General features: G+C 45.0%; 18 protein-coding genes and 1 riboswitch. Of the genes, 17 read left to right on the top strand and 1 reads right to left on the bottom strand.

The window, feature by feature from the left end; genetic code table 11:
• Positions 1 to 19: 19 nt before the first annotated feature.
• The 15 genes from dnaE to BLV66_RS01820 all read left to right on the top strand — a co-directional run bounded on the left by dnaE (position 20) and on the right by BLV66_RS01820 (position 17,139).
• On the top strand, positions 20 to 3,358 hold the full coding sequence (dnaE, locus tag BLV66_RS01750; RefSeq protein ID WP_086985170.1) for a DNA polymerase III subunit alpha: 3,339 nt from the start codon (positions 20 to 22) through the stop codon (positions 3,356 to 3,358).
• A gap of 322 nt (positions 3,359 to 3,680) precedes the next feature.
• Positions 3,681 to 4,643, top strand: a complete 963-nt coding sequence (pfkA, locus tag BLV66_RS01755) for a 6-phosphofructokinase (RefSeq protein WP_086985168.1) — start codon at positions 3,681 to 3,683, stop codon at positions 4,641 to 4,643.
• Positions 4,644 to 4,694: 51 nt separating this feature from the next.
• Entirely contained in the window at positions 4,695 to 6,452 is a 1,758-nt protein-coding gene (pyk, locus tag BLV66_RS01760; RefSeq protein WP_086985166.1) for a pyruvate kinase, read from the top strand.
• Between the two features lie 212 nt (positions 6,453 to 6,664).
• Positions 6,665 to 7,531: a CvfB family protein gene (locus BLV66_RS01765; RefSeq protein ID WP_086985164.1), complete on the top strand. Its 867-nt coding sequence runs from the start codon at positions 6,665 to 6,667 to the stop codon at positions 7,529 to 7,531.
• 33 nt (positions 7,532 to 7,564) lie between these two features.
• Positions 7,565 to 8,020, top strand: coding sequence for a ferric iron uptake transcriptional regulator (fur, locus tag BLV66_RS01770; RefSeq protein ID WP_086985162.1), 456 nt, complete (start codon positions 7,565 to 7,567; stop codon positions 8,018 to 8,020).
• A 28-nt stretch (positions 8,021 to 8,048) separates the two neighbouring features.
• On the top strand, positions 8,049 to 8,939 hold the full coding sequence (gene xerD / locus BLV66_RS01775; RefSeq protein ID WP_086985160.1) for a site-specific tyrosine recombinase XerD: 891 nt from the start codon (positions 8,049 to 8,051) through the stop codon (positions 8,937 to 8,939).
• Between the two features lie 45 nt (positions 8,940 to 8,984).
• Entirely contained in the window at positions 8,985 to 10,154 is a 1,170-nt protein-coding gene (gene deoB, locus BLV66_RS01780; RefSeq protein WP_086985158.1) for a phosphopentomutase, read from the top strand.
• A gap of 14 nt (positions 10,155 to 10,168) precedes the next feature.
• Positions 10,169 to 10,987, top strand: a complete 819-nt coding sequence (locus BLV66_RS01785; RefSeq protein ID WP_086985156.1) for a purine-nucleoside phosphorylase — start codon at positions 10,169 to 10,171, stop codon at positions 10,985 to 10,987.
• Between the two features lie 118 nt (positions 10,988 to 11,105).
• Positions 11,106 to 11,498: a GNAT family N-acetyltransferase gene (locus BLV66_RS01790; protein ID WP_086985154.1), complete on the top strand. Its 393-nt coding sequence runs from the start codon at positions 11,106 to 11,108 to the stop codon at positions 11,496 to 11,498.
• Positions 11,495 to 12,268 (top strand): segregation/condensation protein A, encoded by a 774-nt coding sequence (locus BLV66_RS01795; protein WP_086985148.1) that lies wholly within the window; start codon positions 11,495 to 11,497, stop codon positions 12,266 to 12,268. Before BLV66_RS01790 ends, BLV66_RS01795 begins: the two co-directional genes overlap by 4 nt.
• Entirely contained in the window at positions 12,261 to 12,881 is a 621-nt protein-coding gene (scpB, locus tag BLV66_RS01800) for an SMC-Scp complex subunit ScpB (protein WP_086985146.1), read from the top strand. The genes BLV66_RS01795 and scpB overlap by 8 nt, the downstream gene beginning before the upstream one ends.
• A gap of 35 nt (positions 12,882 to 12,916) precedes the next feature.
• On the top strand, positions 12,917 to 13,654 hold the full coding sequence (locus BLV66_RS01805; protein ID WP_086985144.1) for a pseudouridine synthase: 738 nt from the start codon (positions 12,917 to 12,919) through the stop codon (positions 13,652 to 13,654).
• A 31-nt stretch (positions 13,655 to 13,685) separates the two neighbouring features.
• Positions 13,686 to 14,408, top strand: a complete 723-nt coding sequence (locus BLV66_RS01810) for a response regulator transcription factor (RefSeq protein ID WP_086985140.1) — start codon at positions 13,686 to 13,688, stop codon at positions 14,406 to 14,408.
• 59 nt (positions 14,409 to 14,467) lie between these two features.
• Positions 14,468 to 16,204, top strand: a complete 1,737-nt coding sequence (locus BLV66_RS01815; RefSeq protein WP_176974091.1) for a sensor histidine kinase — start codon at positions 14,468 to 14,470, stop codon at positions 16,202 to 16,204.
• Between the two features lie 110 nt (positions 16,205 to 16,314).
• A riboswitch (FMN riboswitch) is annotated at positions 16,315 to 16,442 on the top strand.
• 124 nt (positions 16,443 to 16,566) lie between these two features.
• Complete coding sequence (locus BLV66_RS01820; protein WP_086985132.1) at positions 16,567 to 17,139, top strand: ECF transporter S component; 573 nt, start codon at positions 16,567 to 16,569, stop codon at positions 17,137 to 17,139.
• 114 nt (positions 17,140 to 17,253) lie between these two features.
• Here BLV66_RS01820 and BLV66_RS01825 read toward each other — a convergent pair whose 3' ends face one another.
• On the bottom strand, positions 17,254 to 17,490 hold the full coding sequence (locus tag BLV66_RS01825) for a ferredoxin (protein WP_086985131.1): 237 nt from the start codon (positions 17,488 to 17,490) through the stop codon (positions 17,254 to 17,256).
• Between the two features lie 37 nt (positions 17,491 to 17,527).
• Between BLV66_RS01825 and BLV66_RS01830 the strand changes: the two genes are divergently transcribed.
• Both BLV66_RS01830 and BLV66_RS01835 read left to right on the top strand, forming a co-directional pair.
• Positions 17,528 to 18,598 (top strand): helix-turn-helix domain-containing protein, encoded by a 1,071-nt coding sequence (locus tag BLV66_RS01830; protein ID WP_086985130.1) that lies wholly within the window; start codon positions 17,528 to 17,530, stop codon positions 18,596 to 18,598.
• Positions 18,591 to 20,030, top strand: coding sequence for a RecQ family ATP-dependent DNA helicase (locus BLV66_RS01835; RefSeq protein WP_086985129.1), 1,440 nt, complete (start codon positions 18,591 to 18,593; stop codon positions 20,028 to 20,030). Before BLV66_RS01830 ends, BLV66_RS01835 begins: the two co-directional genes overlap by 8 nt.
• Positions 20,031 to 20,091 lie beyond the last annotated feature (61 nt).

A 20,091-nucleotide genomic window follows, 5' to 3' on the forward strand; every position in this document is an offset into this window, starting at 1 on the left:
GAAAAAGGAGGTCTCAGACATGTCTTTTGTGCATTTGCAGGTCATTAGTGCCTATTCTCTTTTGCAGACGACTAGCCGAATAGAGAATTTGGTGCGCAGCGCCAAGGCAAAAGGCTATCAGGCCATCGCATTGACGGACCAAAATGTTCTTTATGGTCAAGTCGACTTCTTCAAACTTTGCAAAAAATATGCTATCCAACCCATTCTGGGAATCCAACTGGATTTGCCTGGAATCATCAGTAAAGATCGCACCTTTCCTTTGGTCTTGTTGGCAAAGAATTTTGAGGGCTACAAAAAGTTGATGGCTTTGTCGACGGTCAGGAATCAGGATGTTCCGGATAAGGAATTACTTTCCCTTTTGGAGGATGATTCAAGCCGCATCATCGCGATCACGCCCGGAGAAAAGGGTGAAATCGAAAGTTTTTTGAACGGAAATGATCAGGAAAACGCCAAAGCAGCCAGCTTGGCATGGAAAAAAATCTTCCCCCACGGCAATTTTTATTTAGGTGTTCAGCTCCACGAGAAAATGAAACCGATCATTCCGCAATTGAAGAGTTTATCGCAGGCAACAAATATTCCGACTACAGCAATGCATGATGTCAGATACTTGGAACCGAGCGATAATTTTAGTTGCCGTGTCCTGAAAGCAATCGATGCGAATGAGAAAGTAGATCTACAATCGGAGGCTTTGGATGGCGCGTATTACCTGCCGTCTTGTGAAGAAATCGAAAGGAAGTTTCGGGAAGCTGGTTTGTTGGAGCTGGCTGAAACAACCCAGAAAATTGCGGACGAAATTGAAATAGATTTGCCGCTGCATCAGTCGCTGTTGCCGCGCTATCCACTGCCTGCTGGGACGACACCGCAGGCATACCTCAGAAGGCTCTGCGAAGAGGGTCTGCGTCAGCGGGTCACCGCTCCTGAAGCAGCGTATGAAAAACGCTTGGCATACGAATTGGAAGTCATTCACGAAATGGGCTTCGATGATTACTTCCTTATCGTTTGGGATGTGATGGCTTATGCCCGAAAAGCGAAGATCATGCCGGGAGCCGGGCGGGGATCTGCCGCTGGTTCACTCGTGTCATACGTTCTACGCATCACCCATGTCGATCCCATCAAATATAATCTTTTGTTTGAGCGTTTTTTGAACAAAGAACGCTACAACCTGCCGGATATTGATCTGGATTTTCCGGATAACCGAAGGGACGACATTCTGCATTATGTCAGAGACAAATACGGTTCGGACCATGTCGCCCAGATAGCTACATTTGGGACGTTGGCTGCCAAAATGTCTTTGCGGGATACCGCCAGAGTATTCGGATTAACGGTTGCGGAGGCTCAAGCCTGGTCGAATGCAATCCCGAATCAATTAGGCATCAGTCTGGCGGAGGCAAAACAGAAATCGAAAGAATTGCAGAAACTGATCAGTACGAACGATGTGAATCGTCTTTTGTATGAGACTGCTGAAAAAATCGAAGGCGTTCCCCGGCATGTTTCCACTCATGCAGCGGGCGTCGTCATCAGCGACAATCCGTTAAGGGACATTGTACCGTTGCAGAAGAAAAACAGCGATCTGTATCTGACGCAGTACACGATGGGGAACATCGAAGAAATCGGCCTGCTCAAAATGGACTTCCTGGGGCTAAAAAATCTGACGATACTGAACGATGCGGTGCAGTTGGCCAGCGATGCCCACAAAGAGAGCATCAACATTTGGGAAATACCAATGGATGATGATAGGACGCTCGATATATTCCGAAGAGCGGATACGAATGGGGTGTTCCAGTTTGAATCCCCTGGTATAAAAAATGTGTTGCGCAAGCTCGGTCCGGAATCAATCGAAGATATTGCCGCCGTCAACGCGCTTTACCGACCGGGTCCAATGGAACAGATTGACCTCTTCATTTCGCGGAAAAAAGGGTTGGTCGAAATCGATTATCTCCATCCCGATCTGAAATCGATCCTTGAGGTAACGTACGGGGTAATGGTCTACCAGGAACAGGTCATGCAGGTGGCTTCTCGGATGGCGGGCTTCAGTCTGGGGGAAGCAGATATCCTCAGAAGAGCGATAGGCAAAAAACAAAAATCGGCCATCGATGAAGAAAGAAAACACTTTATTGAAGGTTCGTTGCAACAAGGCTATACCGAGCAGACGGCCGAGCAAGTCTATGACTACATCGAACGCTTTGCAAATTACGGTTTCAACCGTTCGCATTCGGTAGCCTATTCTTTCATAGCCTACCAACTTGCCTACATGAAGGCACACTTTCCGGAAGCATTTTTCGCCGCGTTGCTGAATTCCGTTAACCAGCACTCGGATAAAATGAGGGAGTATTTCATCGAACTGAAAAGGCGCAACATCAGCATTTCCTATCCGGACATCAACACAAGCAACTGGAAGTTTGCGCTGCGGCAACAAACGATCCAATTTGGCTTGGGCGGGATCAAAGGCCTCAGACGCGATTTTATCCAGGAAATCATCAAAGAACGTCAAGGCCATGGGCACTACAAGGATTTTGTTCAATTTTTGAGAAGGATCCATCCGAAGTGGCTGAAGAACGAAAACATCGCACCACTCATCTATAGTGGTGCGTTCGACAGTTTCGGACATTCGCGCGCGACGCTGTTGGAGTCGTTGCCGGGTATGCTGAACAGCATCGATTATAGCGGAAACAACGTCGATCTCTTTTCAATACTGGAACCGAAATATGTCGAAACGGAAGAACTTCCCTTGTTGGAATTGCTGGATTTGGAGGAAGCGGCACTGGGCCATTCTTTGAGAGGCCATCCAATCGACCAATTCGGAAAATTATACAACAACGGTGCAGTTGTGTACGTCACCGAGCTTGCCTACGACAAAAAAATGCGCACGATGGGATTGATCAAAGACATCCGCAGAATCCAGACAAAGAAGGGCGACCCGATGGCATTCGCGAACATGACAGACAGTACCGGCGAAATCAGTGTCACGATTTTCCCCGAGTACTATATCCGGTTCATGAAACTGCTGAAGGCAAACCAGTTGCTTGTCGTTGAAGGCAAGATGGAGCGGTCGAAACAAGCCGACAAAACGAATTTTTTGGTCACGCACATCTGGGATGCCGAAACCTATCAGGAAATGATGGGTCAAAAAAAGGAGAATGTCTTCATACGTTTGACGGCGGAAAACAACACGCCTGAATTGTTCGCGAAAATGTATCGGATACTGAACAAACAAACGGGGGATCATCCCGTTATCCTTTACAATGAGGCCACAAAACAAACGATGCGCTTAACAGCTGAAAACTGGGTCGCCATTTCGCCCGACCTGCTCGAAGCACTGCAAGCTATTTTTGGAAATGGAAATGTTGCCGTCAAATGAAAGCTAAAAGTTGATATCCGGATACTGTTTTCATAAATGTGAAAGCTGCCTAGACTTGTTCATCCATTTGATCTGAGCCTGCCCGGAACAATTCCCCCAGAGCGGAGCGGTAGTAATAACAATTTGTCCGAATGTGGCGATATTCCGGACAAGAAGCCATTATTTTTCATTGTTTCTTTTTTAACAATCAAAAAAACGTGAAATTAAAAGACATTTTCATAAAAAGATGATAAGATAGTGAAGGACAAATTCAAAAAATATTTAATGCATGGATTTTTTTGGAAATTGAGAGTTTTTAACTTTATTGATGAGGTGAAGTCTAATGAAACGTATTGCAGTATTAACAAGTGGTGGAGATGCACCAGGAATGAATGCCGCCATTCGCGCCGTTGTGCGCAAAGGCATTTATGACGGTTTAGAAGTATATGGCATCAATTATGGCTATGCAGGTATGGTAGCCGGAGATTTCCGTCGTCTGACGATTGATGACGTCGGAGACACAATCAGCCGTGGGGGAACAATTTTATATTCTGCCCGCTATCCGGAGTTCGCAAAACTCGAAGGACAGCTTAAAGGGATCGAGCAGTTGAAGAAATTCGGCATCGATGGCCTGATCGTAATCGGGGGAGATGGATCCTACCGTGGAGGAGCAGCGCTTACTAAGTTAGGTTTCCCGACAATCGGTATTCCAGGAACAATCGATAACGATATTCCAGGAACGGATTACACGCTTGGTTTTGATACTGCGATCAATACAGTATTGGAATCTGTGGACAGAATCAGAGATACGGCAACAAGCCATATCCGTACATTCGTTGTTGAAGTAATGGGCAGAAATGCCGGAGACATCGCTTTATGGACTGGTATCGGCAGTGGCGCTGAATCCATCGTCATTCCCGAGAAAGAATTTACAATGGAAGAAGTAGTTGCTGAAATCCAGGAAGGCAGAGCGCGCGGCAAAAAACATACGATCATCATGTTGGCTGAAGGCGTAATGTCAGGAAATGAATTTGCGGAGAAACTTTCCAAATTCGAAGAATTCCATACACGCGTCACTGTTTTGGGCCACGTGCAACGAGGCGGATCCCCATCAGCGAAGGATCGCGTATTGGGAAGCATCTTCGGCTACAATGCCGTTAAAATGTTGGAAGAAGGCAAAGGCGGAATCTGTGTGGGCATCAAGGGCGATGAAGTTGTTTTCAACGACATCATCGACACACTTGAAAACCAAAAACACTTGCCGTTACTGTCGCTTTACCAAATCAACAAAGAAATTTCTTTCTAACGAAAAGTTGACTTACGTTTTACAAAATATAAAATGAGGTGCTTATTTTCTATGAAAAAGACAAAAATTGTATGTACGATCGGGCCTGCCAGTGAATCTGTAGAAACACTTGTTAAATTGATGAATGCCGGTATGAACGTTGCCCGCTTGAACTTCTCACACGGAGACTTTGAAGAGCATGGCGCTCGTATCGTCAACATCCGCGAAGCATCTAAAATCACAGGCAAAATGTGCGCAATTCTATTGGATACAAAAGGTCCTGAAATCCGTACAAACAACATGAGAGACGGCATCGTGTCGTTGATCACCGGCGAAACAGTAAGAATCTCTATGACAGAAGTTGAAGGTACGAAGGATAAATTCTCTATTACTTATCCAGAATTGATCAACGATGTTGTTGTCGGAAACCACATCCTATTGGATGACGGCTTGATTGACCTTGAAGTGACTGAACTTGACAAAGAGAACAATGAAATTGTTACTTTGATCAAAAACTCTGGCATCTTGAAAAACAAAAAAGGCGTCAATCTACCTGGTATCAAAACAAACTTCCCTGGCCTTACACAAAAAGATGCTGACGATATCATCTTCGGTATCGAAAATGATGTCGATTTCATCGCAGCAAGCTTCGTGCGTCGCGCAAGTGATGTATTGGCTATCACTGAAATTTTGGAAAAACATAACGCAACCCACATCCAAATCATCCCTAAAATCGAAAACCAAGAAGGTCTTGATAACATCGATGAAATCTTGAAAGTTTCTCAAGGTTTGATGGTTGCCCGTGGTGACTTAGGCGTGGAAATTCCTACTGAAGAAGTTCCTATCGCACAAAAAATGTTGATCAAAAAATGTAACGCTTTAGGCAAACCAGTCATCACAGCAACACAAATGCTTGATTCCATGCAACGCAACCCACGTCCTACACGTGCTGAAGCAGGAGACGTTGCCAACGCAATCTTCGACGGAACTGATGCAGTTATGCTATCCGGAGAAACAGCTGCTGGGGATTACCCGGTAGAAGCTGTTACGACAATGGCAACAATCGCCATCCGTACGGAAGAAGCGATCGTTGGACAAGATGCATTTGCTTTGAAAGCATACAGCAATACGGATATGGCTGAAGCAATCGGTCAATCAGTTGGACATACTGCCCGCAATCTTAACATTCAAACAATCGTTGCCGCTACAGAGTCTGGACATACAGCGCGCATGATCTCTAAATACCGTCCGAAATCACACATCGTTGCAATCACTTTCTCGGAGCGTCAAAGACGTGGATTGGCCCTTTCATGGGGTGTGTATCCGTTCGTTACCGAAAAACCGAGTTCGACAGATGAAATGATGGAATTGGCTGCAAAAGTTGCCAAAGAAGAAAAATTCGCTAAAGAAGGCGACTTGATCATCATCACTGCCGGCGTACCAGTAGGCGAACGTGGTACTACCAACTTGATGAAAATCCAATTGATCGGAACAAAATTGACTTCCGGCCAAGGTATCGGCGACAAATCTGTCATCGGTAAAGCTGTCGTGGCTCTTTCAGCTGAAGAAGCAATCGCTAAAGTGACAGAGGACTGCATCTTAGTCTTGAAGAACTCAGATAAAGACTACACGCCTGCATTTGAGAAAGCTGCAGCAGTAATTGTTGAAGCTGGCGGCTTGACAAGTCATGCTGCTGTTGTCGGCATCGCAAGCGGCATTCCAGTAATCGTAGGAGCAGAAAATGCGACTACATTAGTGCAAGATAATGAATTGATCACAATCGATTCACGTCGCGGCATCATCTACCGTGGTGCAACAACTACCATCTAAGCTTAACTAAATTAGAGAGCATCTGTGGGTCTGGGACGAGAGTCTCGGACCCATTTGCTTTCCTTTTGCACGATCTGTCATCTGATTCCAAAGGGTGGTGGGATAAATATCACAAATATGACAAGCTCATAACAACGACGCTTTGGAAATCATTTTGTGATATGATAAAATGGAAGAAATACAGCGACGGAAAGACCGTTTGGAGGAAAAATATGAGTAAAGTACTAGGTACAATCATTACAGGTGTGATCGTGGACGAAAACGAGAAAAGTGTCTTCGTTCAGAAAGACGGCATCACCTACAGATTGGATAAAGAAGAGTCGGAAACGGCATTGCAATTGGGGGACACTGTCAAAGGATTTGTCTACGAAGGAATGAACAAGCAACTGCGCATGACCTTAAAGGAACCTGCTAGCCAAGTAGGACAGTATGGTTGGGGAACAGTTGTAGCTGTCCGGAAAGATTTGGGCGTATTTGTTGACATTGGTCTAGATGACAAAGAAATTGTAGTTTCTTTGGATAATTTGCCCGATATCAAATCGCTATGGCCGAAAAAGGGAGACCGACTACTGATCGCCCTTGAGCAAGACAGCAAAGATCGTCTGTGGGGCATCATCGCCGACGAACCGGTATTCCGTTCCATTTCCCGTACTCCGGGTGAGGAATTGAAAAACAAGGACATTTCCGGAACCGTCTTCCGTTTGAAATTAGTGGGAACGTTTATTTTGACGGATGATGGTTATATCGGATTCATTCACCCATCAGAGCGGGAGATTGAACCGCGCTTGGGCGAAGTCGTCAGCGGGCGAGTCGTCGGCATCAGTCAACACGGCATGCTGAATCTCTCCCTGAAACCGCGTGCGCATGAAGCTATCAGTGAAGATGCAGCCATGATTTTGGTATTGTTGGAGCAGAGTCCCACGCACAGCTTGCCTTATTGGGACAAGAGTGATCCGGAAGCAATCAAAGAATACTTCGGCATCAGCAAAGCGCAGTTCAAAAGAGCGCTGGGCCATTTGTTGAAGGCCAGACTGATCATCCAAGAAGATGGACACACAAAATTAATCAAAAAGGATTAGGTCTTCAGCCTGTCCTCAAAGGAGCCGACAGCAGTGACGGAATTGTCATTAAACACCATCAAAAAACAATTGCAAGAGGCAGGATTCAAGCTCACTCCACAACGGGAAGCGACTGTCGGCGTGCTGCTGGAAAAGGAAAAGGAGCATCTCAGTGCGGAGGAAATTTTCCTGCTGTTGCGGCTTAAACATCCTGATATCGGCCTTGCGACGGTCTATCGTACATTGGAAATCTTGACTGAATTGAATATCACGTACAAGGTAGTCTTTGAAGATGGCTTATCCCGCTACGACTTAAGAAGAACCAGCAATGAGCATTTTCATCATCATCTTTTGTGCATCGAATGCGGCAACATCGAGGAAATTCACGAGGATTTGTTGGGTGAGGTCGAAAAAGATGTCGAATCCCGCTATCAATTCGTGGTAAAAGATCGTCGCTTGACTTTTCATGGCATCTGCCGCGAATGCCAACAAAAACTGAGGAATAAATAGCCTCAAAAGGATGAAATGGGTTACCGACATGGAAGAAGAAATCAATGAATATGGACGTTATTTGAGGATCGAGAGAGGGTTGTCCGATAACACAATCATCAGTTATCTGCGAGACCTCAGAAAATACAGTCAATTTCTGGAAAAGAATGCTATTCATGCATTCGGGGATGCGACCAAACCGGACGTGCTTTTGTATCTTCAATTTTTGAATGAAGAAAAATTAGCGACAGCTTCAATCGGAAGGATGATCACCAGTCTCCGGAGATTCCATCAATACCTGAAGCAAGAAGGATTGATTGAAAACGATCCGATGGTAACTATTCAGCTGCCGAAAAAACAACAAAAGTTGCCGAAAGTGCTCTCAATGGCTGAAATTGAACGCCTGATGGCTGCACCGGATGTAAAAACTGTTTTAGGGCTAAGAGATCGCGCCATATTGGAATTGTTGTATGCCACCGGCCTTCGCGTCAGTGAACTCATCCACATCACGATGAGCGAGATCCATCTGGATATCGGGTTCATCCAAACAATCGGTAAAGGTGATAAAGAAAGAATCGTGCCGTTGGGGGAGGAAGCCGCCTTCTGGATTTCGGAATACTTGTCGGACAGTCGTCCTGCTTTGGCGCATGGGAGGAAAGAAACGGCCTTTCTGTTCCTGAATTTCCATGGCAATGGATTTACTCGCCAAGGGATCTGGAAAAATCTGAAGCAAACTGTGCGAGATGCCGGTATTCAAAAAAACGTATCGCCGCATATGTTGCGTCATTCATTTGCAACGCATATTCTGGAAAACGGAGCGGATCTGCGGATTGTGCAGGAACTGTTGGGGCATGCTGATATTTCCACAACTCAGATATATACGCACATCACAACAGAAAGAATGGCAGAAATCTATCAAAAGTATCATCCTCGTGCTTGAACCATAATGGCTCAAGTCCGTTAGGGATAAGGGAGGAACAGGATTATGAAATTTAATCGCATCCATCTGATTGTGATGGATTCAGTCGGTATAGGCGAAGCAGCTGATGCAGACAAGTTCGGCGATGTTGGTTCGGATACACTTGGACATATCGCTGAAGTTGCCGGTCTGAAAATTCCTAATCTGGAAAAGTTGGGTCTGGGCAACATCCGCGAACTGAGAGGCGTCAAGCCAGACAGTTCGTCCATAGGCTATTACACGAAACTTGAGGAGCAGTCCGTCGGTAAAGATACGATGACAGGCCATTGGGAAATCATGGGGCTGAATATCCAGTCACCATTCCGCGTTTTTCCGGAAGGTTTTCCGCAGGATTTGATCGAAAAAATCGAAAATCATACAGGCCGTAAAATTATCGGAAACAAGCCGGCAAGCGGGACTGAAATCCTGGATGAGTTCGGTGAACACCAAATGAAGACCGGTGATCTGATCGTCTACACATCGGCGGATCCGGTGCTGCAGATCGCTGCGCACGAAGAGATCATTCCGCTTGAAGAATTGTACGCGATCTGCGAATATGTAAGGGAAATCACTTTGGAAGATCCTTACATGATCGGACGGATCATTGCCAGACCGTATCTCGGTACTCCGGGCCATTTTACCCGCACAAGCAATCGGCACGATTATGCTTTGGATCCATTCGGGCAAACAACGTTGGATTACCTGAAGGACGCCGGCTACGATGTCATCGCAATCGGCAAGATCAATGACATCTACAATGGCCAGGGCATAACGGAATATGTGCGCACGAAAAGCAATATGGACGGTGTCGACCAGTTGCTGACTGTCATGGAAAAAGATTTTCGGGGTTTAAGTTTCTTGAACTTAGTCGATTTCGATGCTCTGTTCGGGCACCGCCGGGATGTGAAAGGGTATGCTGAGGCAATCGAAGACTTTGATGCGCGCATTCCTGAAATATTGGCTGCTTTAGCGGAGGATGATTTGTTGTTGATTACTGCAGATCACGGGAATGACCCAACTTTCCCGGGGACAGATCATACGCGCGAGTATGTGCCATTATTGGCCTATTCTAAAAAAATGGTGGGCCGTGGTAAGTTGGATCAAGGCAAGTTTGCGGATATCGGCGCAACCGTATCCGATAATTTTCGGGTGGCCGCTACTCAAAACGGTCGCAGCTTTTTGGATGAATTGGACTAGTGAGGTGTGGGAATATGACAAATGATCAAAATAATGTGCGGATAGCTGCCGAATATTTGGAAGAAAAAGGTTTATTGGAACCTGAATTTGGATTGATTTTGGGGTCAGGCTTGGGCGAATTGGCTGATGAGATAACGGACGCGATTGCGATTCCGTATGAGGAAATTCCTTACTTCCCTGTATCGACGGTTGAAGGTCACAAAGGCCAACTCGTTTACGGGAATCTGAGTGGAAAGAAAGTCATCGCCATGCAAGGCCGCTTTCATTTCTATGAGGGCTACGGGCTTGAAGCAGTTACTTTTCCGATCAGGGTAATGAAGCATCTTGGCATCCATTCCTTGGCGCTGACAAATGCGGCCGGAGGCATCAGTTATGCATTTACACCGGGGGATTTAATGCTGATTACGGATCACATCAATCTGACGGGCCAAAATCCATTGATCGGTCCGAATGATCCTGCGCAGGGGCCACGCTTTACGGATATGAGTCAAGCCTACGATGGCGAATACCAAGAGAAAATAAAACAAGTCGCTTCGGAGATGGGGTTGGATCTGAAGGAAGGCGTATATCTTGGACTGACAGGTCCCACCTATGAAACGCCAGCAGAAATCCGTATGTGCCGGGTGTTGGGTGCTGACGCTGTCGGCATGTCCACAGTGCCGGAAGCTATAGTAGCGCGTCATGCGGGTTTGCGCATTTTCGGTGTTTCCTGTATAACTAATTTAGCTTCAGGAATGCAAGCAACCCTAAATCATGAAGAAGTCGTTGAAACGACAACTCGAGTCAAAGAAACATTCAAAGCCTTATTGAAGAATGTATTGGCTGCCTTGTAACAAACAGGTCATGAAAAAAACTCTCTCGTACAACGTTGCTGCGAAGAGTCACAGCCGTTCAGAATGGTGCATCCCAGAACGACTGTCGGGATAAATACAAAGTGAGAAGGAGATCGAAGTGTTCATTTCTTATAATCAATCATATGAAAAAATAGCTATGGGTCTGCTTTCTTATGTGACAGATCTAAAAAATGTAGCGAGGCTGAAGCCGGAAATGGAAAGCTACATTGATAATGTCGATAGGAAACTATTCTTGTGGAAAGATGAAGAGACAGAGAATATCGTTGCTTTGATAGGTGTGCAAATACATGAAGCAATGGTGTTGGTTCGTCATATCGCTGTCTCTCCTTCGTTTCGGAAGGAAGGCATCGTGCATCGGTTGTTGGATGGCTTGCAGCAACACTATCCAACGAGCGCAATCAACGGGACTCTGGAAACCGCGCCGTTCATCGCCAAATGGAACCAGAAACAGCCGAACCCAAGCGATGAGGAAACGAGTGGATCATTGTGAGCGAACAAAATGAACTCACCCTCATATTGCCGGATTTTGAGGGACCATTGGATCTTCTCCTACACTTGATCAAAGAGCTGAAAGTCGATATTTTCGATATTCCGATTGCAGAAGTGACTTTTCAATATCTGCGTTATTTAGACACGATGCAAGAGATGAAATTGGATATCGCCGGCGATTATCTCCTGATGGCTGCGACGTTGTTGGAGATAAAAAGCCGCATGTTACTTCCGAAAAAAGAAGTGACCTTCGAAGAGGAGTTTTATGAAGAGGGCGAGGATCCGAGGGAAAGTTTGATTCAACAATTGGTGGAATACAAGCAATTCCAGGAAGCCGCCAAGGCATTGAAAACCATGGAACAAGAACGTGGTTTGTATTTCACGAAGCCGGCAACGGATCTTGAGGACCTCCAACAAGCGGTCCCTCTTGCTCCAGGCGAAGTTTCTGCGGCGGATCTGATTGCCGCGCTTCAGAAAATGTATCAGAAACTGCAGAAAAAGAAGCCGCTTCAAGCCAGAATGGAACAGGACCAATATACAGTGGATCAGACGATGACTTGGATCATGGAGAAGTTGGAAAACCTGCCGTATGATTCTGACCACAGGCTTCCCTTTACAGCCTTCTTTGAAGTGCAGACGAAATCGCAGATTGTGAATACATTTTTGGCGATGCTGGAATTAGTCAAAGAAAGAAAAATCAATTTTTCGCAAGAGAACACATACGGAGATATTTATATACTACGCAATATGGGAGTTTTAACAGATGAATAAAAAAGGGGCACTGGAGAGTCTGCTGTTTGTGGCAGGAGATGATGGCTTGAGTATGGATGAAATCACCTCTTTATTGGAGACCACACCACTGGAAGCACAAAACTTGTTGACGGAAATGCGTGCGAGTCATAACGACAATATCCACTCCGGTTTGACGCTCATCGAAACCCGCAAAAGATACCAACTCGCCACAAAAAGAGAGTACGCAGAACTAATCAAAATGTACGCTGTGTCACCATTCGCGACCCACTTATCACAAGCTGCCCTGGAGACTCTGGCAATCATCGCATACAAGCAGCCCTTGACGCGGATGGAAATCGATCAGATCCGCGGCGTCCAGTCAGCCGGATTGGTCCAAAGGCTGTTGCTGAGAGGGTTGATAAAGGAAATTGGCCGTTCGGAAACACCCGGAAGACCGATTATTTACGGTACGACCGACTATTTCATGAATTATTTCGGATTGACCACAATAGATGATCTGCCGAATGTGGACGAATTATTCCAGATGCAGGATAATGAATCGTTCGACCTTTTTGATTTTCCTGCGGATGAAGGCACAGATAGCCAACTTGCTTTTTTCAAGAAAGATTCCATCATAGCAGAACAAGAATGACCAACAAAAACAAAATAAGAATAATAGGTGAATAAATGGAAAGATTACAGAAAGTTATTGCTCATGCAGGAATAGCGTCACGGCGGAAAGCCGAAGAACTGATCACTTCTGGTGCAGTCAGCGTTAACGGAAACAAGGTAACGGAATTAGGCGTAAAAGTTTCAAAAAATGATAGAGTGGAAGTGAACGGCTTGCCGATTTATCGCGAACAGCCGGTTTACTATTTATTCTACAAACCAAAGAATACCCTATCATCTGTGAAAGATGATAAAGATCGGACTGTCGTCACTGATTTCTTCAACGTAAAAGAGCGGATTTATCCGATCGGCAGACTGGACTATGATACGACCGGGTTGCTCCTATTGACCAATGATGGTGAATTTGCGAATCTATTGACCCATCCGAAATACCACATTGACAAAACCTATGTTGCTAAGGTTGGTTGCATCCCTACGCGCTCCGATCTGAACAAATTGGAAAGCGGAATCGTGATTGACGGCAAAAAAACTGCGAAAGCGCGAGCAAAGTTGATTTCTGCCAATTCCCAAAAAAATACAGCGATCATTGAGTTGACCATCCATGAAGGTTGGAACCACCAAGTCAAAAAAATGTTCGAAAAAATTGATTGTCCCGTCGAAAAATTAAAAAGAGAATCGTTTGGTTTCCTTACGCTCGGTGATCTGAAGCCGGGGCAACACCGAGAGCTGAAGGCATTTGAAATCGACAAGCTGAAAAATATGGCTCTTGCGAACGAAAAAGCATCAAAAAGGTAGATTTCTTATCGAATCAGAGAGGGTGATCACGATGACAAATTCCAGCGGGAAAATATTGATTGTGGATGACGAGGAGCGTATCCGAAGATTATTGAAACTCTATCTGGAAAAGGATGGTTATGAAACAGCCGAGGCAGAGGATGGAACAACAGCGGTAGAAATGATTTTGAACAACCATTACGATTTGGTCTTGTTGGATATCATGCTTCCTGGAATGACTGGTATTGAAGTAGCCAAAATTGTCCGCAAGGAAAAAGAAATACCGATCATGATGATCACTGCCCGCGGCGAAGAGAACAATCGTGTAGAGGGATTCTTATCAGGAGCGGACGACTATATCGTTAAGCCTTTCAGTCCAAGAGAAGTCATGTTGCGGGTCGCAGCCATCCTAAAGCGCACGAAGCCGTCAGAAACGGAATCTAGCACAATCGAATATCCTATGTTGAAGATTTTTCCGGATGCCAGGAAAGTGCTGGTTGACGAGGTGGCCATCAATTTGACTCCTAAAGAATTTGAATTGCTTCTTTATCTTTCAAAGTCCCCCGAGAAAATCTTTACGAGGGAAGTTCTTTTGAAAGAAGTCTGGAAATACGAGTTTTTCGGCGACCTGCGCACAGTTGACACGCACGTCAAGCGGTTGCGCGAAAAATTGTTGAAGCAATCGAAACCAGTTTCAAAAATGATAGTAACCGTTTGGGGGATGGGTTATAAATTTTCCCCGAATGATGACCAAGCAGCAGACGACAAGCAATGAAAAGAACGAGCATATTCCTCAAATCATGGGTCCTATTGACTTTTTTAACTGTAGCTATAATGACTTTGATGTATATCGGCCACGCAATCATCAGTGTGAACACGATCGAAGATACTTATAATAAACTGCTGCAGGAAAAAATCACTGCGTATAAGGATACGATTATGATCGATCCTGAAGATTATCTCAGCCAAACTAGTGGTGTGCAATCGCTGGATCCAGAATTGTCCTATTACATCAAAATAGCGGATCAGAGCCGATTCGTCGTACAAAAACCGGATCTTCAAGGGCAGTCGGAACTGCTTCTTGAGAACATTCTGGCGAATGATGAAATTCTGGATGCAATCGATGGTAAAGTAGATGATTTCAGCAAAATCACCATAGAGGACGAGGAAAATAATCCCTTGCTTTTGATGGTTTTTGTTCATACTTTTGAATTGCAAGGACAAGCCGGAATGCTCGTCATCAGTTATGAGCTGGACGAATTTCAGGCTTATGAACTGAACGCAAAAAGCATCACTTTGTTGTTGCTGACAGTCTATCTAATGGGGACGATCATCTATTATCAGTACCTGATAAGGCATGTTGCCGAACCGTTGGAGGTTATGACGGATATCGCCTTCAAATACTCCCGGAATGATTTTTCCAAGCGGATCACGTTCGAATCCTATGATGAGATATCTGGATTGGGTACAGCCATGAACAAGCTAGGAAAGACCCTTCAAGCCACGACGCTGATGAACAGAGAAGAGCGGGAGCTGTTGAATCACCTGTTTGATTCTTTGCCGGCAGGAATCCTTTACTTTGACCAAAATTTTCATTTGAAATTAGTTAATGGCCCTGGCCAAGAGTTTTTGGATTTTTGGCGAAGGGTGGATCCGAATGCAGAAGCTAAAGCAATACCGCACCAGTTCAAGGAAATGGTCCAGCATGCATTCAATACAACATCCGGATCGGAAGCGGATCTCAGTTGGTCCCAGCGGCATTATAACGTTAAAGTGACGCCGGTCATCCAAACAGATCTTCAAAAAACTGCCGGGGTTCTTATTGTATTGCAGGATGTGACGAACGAAAGGCAATTGGATATTATCCGCGGTGATTTCATCACGAATGTATCCCATGACTTGCGGACGCCGTTGCAGATGATAAAAGGTTACAGCGAAGCCATTATCGATAATATCGCTGAAAGCAATGACGAGAAAATCGAAATGGCCCAAATCATTTTGGATGAAACGACCGAGATGAACAAAATGGTGAACAACCTTCTGGATCTGTCGCGTATGCAAGCGGGTTATATAGAATTGAACCGGCAAAATGTCTATCTAGATGCCTTCTTCAAACATTTGGCGGGCAGGTTCGAAAACAGTTTTAAAGAAGCGGCCATCCAATTTTCTTATGAACTGGCCGATGGCATCGAAGTCTATCCTTTTGACGAAGAGAAAATGAATCAGGTGTTTTACAATCTGATCGATAATGCGGTACGTTATTCAGCTGAAATTGGTACGCGTAGGCAAAAATTCATCCATATCACTGTCCGGTTGGATGATATGTTGGATAAAGTTGTCTTTGAAATCAGCGATAACGGGATTGGTATCCAAGCTGAGAGTTTACCGTTCATTTTCGAGCGTTTTTACAAAAATGATAAATCGCGGACATACTCGAAACAAAAGGGAACCGGCATCGGGCTTTCGATTGTGAAGACAATCGTGGAAGCACATGACGGGGAAATAGAAGTCCACAGTGAACCGGGTGTAGGGACGACTTTCTTGGTCCGTTTGCCATTTCACTCAAGTTGAGAAAAGCGATCGGGAGATAGTCTGAAAATAAATATCTCGAAACTGTGATATTATTCTTGACAATCGTGTGTGCATCGCTTATAGTTTGTATATAACAAAATATAAATAAGATTCGTCTTCAGGGCAGGGTGAAATTCCCGACCGGTGGTAAAAGTCCACGACCTCGCAGTGGTTCATTGCGAGCTGAACTGGTGTAATTCCAGTACCGACAGTACAGTCTGGATGGGAGAAGATGGGGTTTCTTTGAATTGCAATTTCAAAGGCTCTATTTTTATGTGTCCATTTGAGGATGATAAGAATAGGGTCTTTTTGGATTTGGAGAAACCCATCTCTGAGACAGTCAACAGGGAGGATTCATTAACATGCAACAAAACAAAACAAAAAGATTAGTCGGTATTTCACTATTTGGGGCATTGGCATTTGTGCTGATGTTCATCGCTTTCCCGGTAATTCCAGCATTTTCGTATCTGAAGATCGACTTCAGCGATTTACCGATTCTGCTTTCATTTTTCCTATACGGGCCAGCCGGAGGGGTCATATCTGCTGTCATCCGCTCCGTTTTGCACTACCTTCAAACAGGCGGGGATATGGGCTATCCAATCGGGGACTTCGCAAGTCTCTTGGCGACGCTTGCTTACACATTACCTGTATACTATCTATTGAAAAAAGCTAAAACAAAAACAGCCGTTATTTTGGCGCTGTTGACGGGTACTTTGGTTTTGACGGTTGTCTTATCAGTGGCCAACTGGTTCATCATCACCCCGTTATACATGCACTTGTTGAATTTTGAAATGGGTCCTATCAAAGAATTAGTTTTGGCGGGGATCTTGCCTTTCAATATCATCAAAGGACTTGTCGTAAGTGCCGTCATCCTCTTGGTGATGCCAAAGCTGAAACCTTGGCTGGCACATAACAAAGTTCCTTTTGCCCAGTAATCACCAGGGGCTGATAATTTAATTGTTTCAAGAACAAGAGGCTGCACTCTGAATCATCACTGATTCAGAGTGCAGCCTCTTTTGCGTTGTCCCCTCCGTAAGGAAGTCTCGGAGTCACTGTTCCGCAGGAGGAAACGGAGATTCTGATCGGAGGATGGCGCCAGTGGGGCATTTTCGGTAGGCATCCAGGAACGCATCAAAACGTTCGGGGGGAATAGGTGCTTTGCCCGTATTCGAATCCATTTTGGTGAAAGCAATCCCTTCAGAAGTATAGTCGAAGAGATCCGGTGAAATTATTTGGCAAAGTCCACAAGCGATGCAGTTATCTTGGTTTACTTTGGTATAATACATACAGTAACCTTCTTTACAAAAATTTGGTGGTGAGAACATGAAAAGTTTGACATACATAGAGTATCTTTTTTTAGATTGCATTTCAACTGAACGCCCCATCAAGGAAGCGACTCTTTTTTATAACCTGATTGGCAAACGGACTGTGTCCACCATGCTCCAGTGCCGTCAATATGATCTGGAGGCCTATTTCACTGTCATGCCGGGCATGAAACCGACCGTGTTGAAAAAAGGCCTCAAGCGATTGCTTTCGGATGGTTTGATCATCGGTAACGATGACGATGGTTATCTGCTGACCAAAGCGGGAAGCGAGATACAAGCTGATTTTTTCAGCAGTCACGCGCATTTTTCTTTACCAAACCAACTGGAATTTGCCCTCGTTCAGAGTGTTTTGCGCCGCCGGATGCTATTTCTGATTCAAATCCTTTCCGAAATGCTGCATAAAAATAAACATTACTATCCCATTGAGCGGGAAGCGAAAGAGCAGCTTTGGATGAAGCGCTTGTTGACGCAGCACGTCGGTGATAAAGAAACATTTGCGCGCGCTTATGGAGAAGAATGGCATATCTACCTGTCACGGCTGCCTGAAAGGGATGCCAGGCTCTTTGCGCTACAATTTGAAGGCACAGACCACCTGAGGAAAACAACCGGTCAGATGGCCGGGCTATTCTCTTTGGATGAAGCTGAAGTGAAAATACTGCTTCACCAAAATTGGCTGAGTTTGTATACTGCATTGGAAAAAGAACCAGAAAACTTTCCTGTCCTTTCTTCGGTCATGCTTAAGACGATAAAAGAAAATGGCTTGGCTTCCGCCAGTGCTGAAACGACTATGGGTTATTTCATGAACGGGCACAGCATGAATGAAATCATCTCGATGCGTGGATTGAAGCAGAGCACAATCCAAGATCATTTTGCTGAAATTGCCTTGATCTATCGGGAATTCCCAACGCAAGAATTTTTGGATAAGGAAAAATTGCACTATCTGCAACAACTCGTAGAACGAAAAGAACGTGTCGATTATCGGGAAATCCAAAAAGCATTTTCCGAAATCAACTTTTTTGAGTCCCGGTTGATACAAATAAGAAGTGAGGTGGCTGCTAAATATGGATGAAGAACAATTGAAATTAGAACTTCAGAAATACTTCGGCTACACGGCATTCAAGGACGGGCAATTGGAGCCCATCCAATCCGTTTTGGCGGGCAAGCACACGTTGGCAACTTTACCCACGGGAACCGGGAAATCCTTGATATATCAGTTGAGCGGATATCTTTTGGAGGGGATCGTCGTTATCGTTTCGCCTCTTTTATCTTTGATGGAAGATCAAGTGGCCCAACTGAAATTCATGGGTGAAAAAAGGACGGCCTCATTGAATAGCATGCTGCAGTTCGAAGAAAGGCAAAGATTATTAAGCAACCTGTATCAAATCAAGTTTTTGTTCCTTTCCCCCGAGATGCTGCAGAACCAGGTTGTATTGAACAAACTCAAGCAGATTCCACTCGCTTTGTTTGTGGTCGATGAAGCGCATTGCATTTCCCAGTGGGGCTTGGATTTCCGTTCTGATTATCTATTTTTGGGAGCTGCAAGGCAAGAATTGGGAAATCCTTTGACTTTAGCGCTCACTGCGACAGCGACGTCTGCCGTGATGGAGGATATCATCGGTTCCTTGCATATTGCTGGAAGTGAATTGAACGTATTTGAGGGCCCGGTAGACCGTGCCAATATTTATTATAAAGTCGTTGCAGTGCCTCCAGAGGGGAAACAGGAGTACCTCCTGGAGCTTTTGGAGAAATATCCATCTCCAGGCATCATCTACTTCTCCAGCAAGGCACAAGCTGATGCGGTCGCATTCATGATCCGGGGAAAAACAAATTTGCGCGCTGAGGCCTATCATGCCGACCGGACAAATGAAGACAGGATCACTATCCACCATCAATTTCTTCAGGATGAGTTGGACGTCATTTGCGCTACCAGCGCTTTTGGAATGGGGATCAATAAGCCGAACATCCGCTATGTGATCCATTACCACATGCCGAATTCCCTTGAGGAATATGTACAGGAGATAGGGAGAGCGGGACGGGACGGGCAACAGAGCACGGCGGTCCTATTGTATTCGGAAACGGACTTCAACTTCAAAGTGAAGATGCTGAAAAGTGATTTTCCAAACGATTATGCAATTGAAAGTGTCATAAAAAATAGGACGATCAATCCAGAACAGGGGAGTCCGACTGAGCAAACCTTGTTGTCGCATATCTTGCGCCAGCGATTCACAAAAGAGGAAGCACAGCATTTTGTCGCAACCCGCCACAATCTGAAGAAAAACTTACTGAAGGGCATGAAGGGATTTGCCCAAATCGATACATGCAAACGAGACTTTATCTCCGCCTATTTCGGGAAAAACAGTCTCGCCAAACCTGTATACTGCTGTGATAGCTGCGGGAACGAGGACCTGCCGTTAGTGGGGGAATTCAGGACTAGGAATACGGTTCCAATGACAGAAGCACCGCATTGGGAAAAAATCCTGTCAGACCTTTTTCTTTTATAAAATTTAACCCAAAAATTGCAAAAATGTGCTACAATTAGCATGAATCACTTATAGGAGGAAC

This window comes from Trichococcus collinsii (assembly GCF_900107505.1).
Taxonomy (GTDB): domain Bacteria; phylum Bacillota; class Bacilli; order Lactobacillales; family Aerococcaceae; genus Trichococcus; species Trichococcus collinsii.